We start from the raw sequence: 3,580 nt of genomic DNA on the forward strand, positions 1-3,580 counted from the left end.
ACGGCCGCTCCAGCGACTCGACGGCAGCTCTCCGATGCAGTCGCGTCCCGCCTGTAAGTTGGCCCACAATGTCTCGATGTCGGGAGCCTCTGGAAAGCAACCGCTCATGCCGATCACCGCAATCGGTTCCGGTCGCAGTGAACCCGCCGCAATCTGCGCGCCCGGCATCACAAGCGGCCGGCGGCTTCGGCGCCGGCCAAGCGAGCTGATCGGTTCGCCTCCCTCGGCCGAACGCTTCGCGTGCATGCCTTGGTGGGCGTTCTGCTGCGGCGCAGGCGTCACAGCAAACGCCGGCGCCAAAACGTCGCCATGCTCACGCACCAGATACGCCGTCAACGCCGCAATCGTCGGGGCCTCGAAGAACACCGTCGGGCTCAGCGTCAGCCCATATCGCTGGTTCAACACATTGCCAAACGACGTCAGCGTGATCGAGTCGAACCCGAACTCACTCAGCGGCGCATCACGTTCCAAGCGTTCACGCGCCATCTTCAGGTGCGTCGCCATCAAACCCGTCAGCGCCCGCTCCAACTGCCCCCCGAAGGCGTCGCCCGAAGGCGTCATCTCCGTCTCGGCCCGAATCTCGTCACCGCTCTCCGTCTGTACCGGCACGGCACTTAACTGCGTCGACACTGCCTTCGCCTCATAGGCCGCCTGCACGCTGACCAGCACGCGTGTCCGATCCCCATGCAACACCAACACATGCGAGGCGTGTGATACCGCAGACATCTCCTGCACATGCGATGCACGCAACGCCACCGGCATTCCCTGCACATGCGATGCGCCCGACTCCATGGACAACGCCTGCACACGCGAAGCGCCCAACGTCACAGACATTGCGTGCACAAGCGCCGCGATCCCTGCCTCATCAGACAAGGGCTCCATCCCCGTCAACCGCCGCATCCGCTCCTGACCAGCTACATCGACCTGCATACCTCCCGAGGCCCACAGCGGCCAACTCACCGAGACCGTCTGCCCCCGGCGCAGCCCCTGAGCCACCAGCCCCTGGCGGTACGCTGCATACGCATCCAGGAATCCGTTGCCCGCCGCATAATCGACTTGCCCCACATTGCCCCAGACGCTCGCCACCGACGAACACAGCACCAGCCAGTCCAGTGCCAACTCTCGCGTCGCCTCGTCCAACGCCACCACACCAGCTACCTTCGGCTGCAACACCGTGCCCAGATCCGCCTCGGTCTTGTTCGCCAGCAAACTGTCGCGCAACACTCCCGCCGTGTGGATCACCCCATTTAACTGACCGTGCTCTGCCACGATCGACCGCGACAGCGCCGCCATCGCCGCCTCATCATCGACGGCCACCGATCGATACTCCACACGAGCACCCTGTGCACGCAAGCTCTGCAACCAGGCCTCCTGCGAGGGATCCAACGCACGGCGGCCGCTGAGCACCAACACCGGCTCGCGCACCTGCTTCGCGATCGCTTGCGCAAACACCCGGCCCAGACCTCCCATCCCGCCCGTGATCCAGTACACGCCGCCGTCGCGCCAGGGTAGCGAACCATTGGCCGGCTCCTGCTCAACCCACTCCAACACGTCGCGGCCCGCGGACCCGTGACGCACCACCGCTGCCGGCTGCGACGCTTCCGCGCGCAGCCGCGCGGCGAGGTCTGCTGCCGCATCGGCCACTACCACTTGCATGGTCAACATCGGATACTCTTGCGCCGCACTGCGCAGCATTCCGCCCAAGCCTTGCAGCACCGCCCCTTCCCCGCCCCCCGGCACTACCAGTTGAACCAACGTCGGCTGGGACGGTGCTACCGACACGATTCGCTTGAGCTGAGCCAGCACCTGCCTCGCATAGACACCGTAGCGGTGTGCCAGAGTACCGGCGCCGGTCCCACTCAGTCGCACGCACTGAGCCGGCGCCAGCTCCGCCTCGAGCAGCGTGTCGGCCTCGACACCCGCGACGTCATCGCACCAGAGCACCCAGTGCCGCGCATAGGCCGACACTCGCTCCAGTTTCGGCACCCGAACCGGCAGCGGCCGGGCGGTCCACTGCGGCGTCAACAGCACCGTCTGCGCCGGCGCGGCCCGCTCCACCGCCCGGCTGCTGAAGCCGCTCAGCCGAACCGCCACGCGCCCTTGCGGGTCAACGATTTCCACCTGCAACTTGCGCACCGCCGCGCTGTCGCCCACCGCCGGGCGCACCACCGCATACGCGGGCACCGGCACCGGCGACCACTGCTCCACCGACTGCACCGCGAACGGTACCGTCGGCCCTGAGTCCTCTGGCATCAGACCTAGACTGGTCTGCAACGCGCCGTCCAACAAGCTGGGCGGCAAACCATAAGCGGGATCGTCATCAGCGGGCGCAGGTGCCGGCCACTGCAACGACCCGACAGCCAAATTCTCGCCTATCTGCAGTTGCGTCAACGATTGGAAGCTGGGCCCCTGGTGCAAGCCCATCGCGGCAAACCGCGCATAACAATCCGCGCTGCCGAGCGTGCGTCCGCACTGCGCCTGCAGCCCCGCCAGATCGACGGTTGGCGCGTCGCCCGGCGCCGAGACCACCGCCCACCCTTGGCTGTAGACCTGCACCGATTCGCCTTCGCCGCTATAAATCTCGTAGCCGATTCGGCCGTCCTCTACCTCCAGGCCGATATGCACCTCCAGCGGCTCGGCGACCGCCAGGCGACGTACCCAGCTCACTTGTTCCAAGCGAATCGGTGCTGCCCCGCCCAATGCCAAACTCACTGCGGCTCGCGCCCACTCCAGCTGGGCCACGCCCGGCACCACTCGCTGACCCAGCACGATGTGATCGCGCAAGACAAATTCCTCGCCCGTCAGCCACGTGCTGTAACGCTGTTCGCTCAAGTCCGACGTATTACGTTGCACCAACGGGTGCAGTACCACCTCGCACCCCGAGATGGCCAGCCCGCCAGCGATATGTGCAGTCCGTGCTGTTGACCCGCTCTCGGGCACCCAATAGCGCTCCTTTGCAAACGGATACGTCGGTAGGCTCACCCGCGATGGCCGCGATGCGCCATACAACGCAGACCAATCCACCGCCAAGCCCTGCACCCACAACTCGGCCAGCTTGCTCACCTTGCCGCGTGCCAGCCACTTGTCTATTACCTCCCGCAAATCTTCATCAGCAGCGAAGGCTGACAACGCCTCGGGCCCACGCTTGATCTCGCCCTGATACACATCCTCCAAGCTCGTTTCGTCCTGCTCGAAGGCCAACAGTTTGCGCGTAAGTTCCTCCACTGAGGTCACCACTAACGCGAGACGCATACCCAGCGCCTCACGTCCAACCTGCAGCGTATAGGCCAACGACGCCAGATTCACCTCGCGCCGCTCCAGGTACTCCCGCAACTGCACCGCCTGCGCCCGAAGCTGCTCGTCCGTGCGCGCCGATAACACCACCACCATCGGCGTACGCATCATCGGATCATGCACCACAGGGGCCTGCATCACTGAAACTTGCGCCGCTGCAGACTGTCCCTTCGGCTCAACTAAATTCGGCGCCTCATACTCCTCCAACACCACGTGGGCATTCACTCCGCCAAAGCCGAAGGAACTCACCCCCGCGCGCCGCGGCAACTCTCGACCTGTCTCATCA

At 65.4% G+C, this 3,580-nt stretch carries 1 protein-coding gene; it reads right to left on the reverse strand.

Features of this window, described 5'->3' with window-relative positions; all coding sequences use genetic code 11:
* A partial coding sequence (locus tag ACYVI2_RS12240; protein WP_460490313.1) for an SDR family NAD(P)-dependent oxidoreductase occupies positions 1-3,580 on the reverse strand: 3,580 nt, incomplete at both ends.

The organism is Bordetella tumbae, assembly GCF_054780995.1.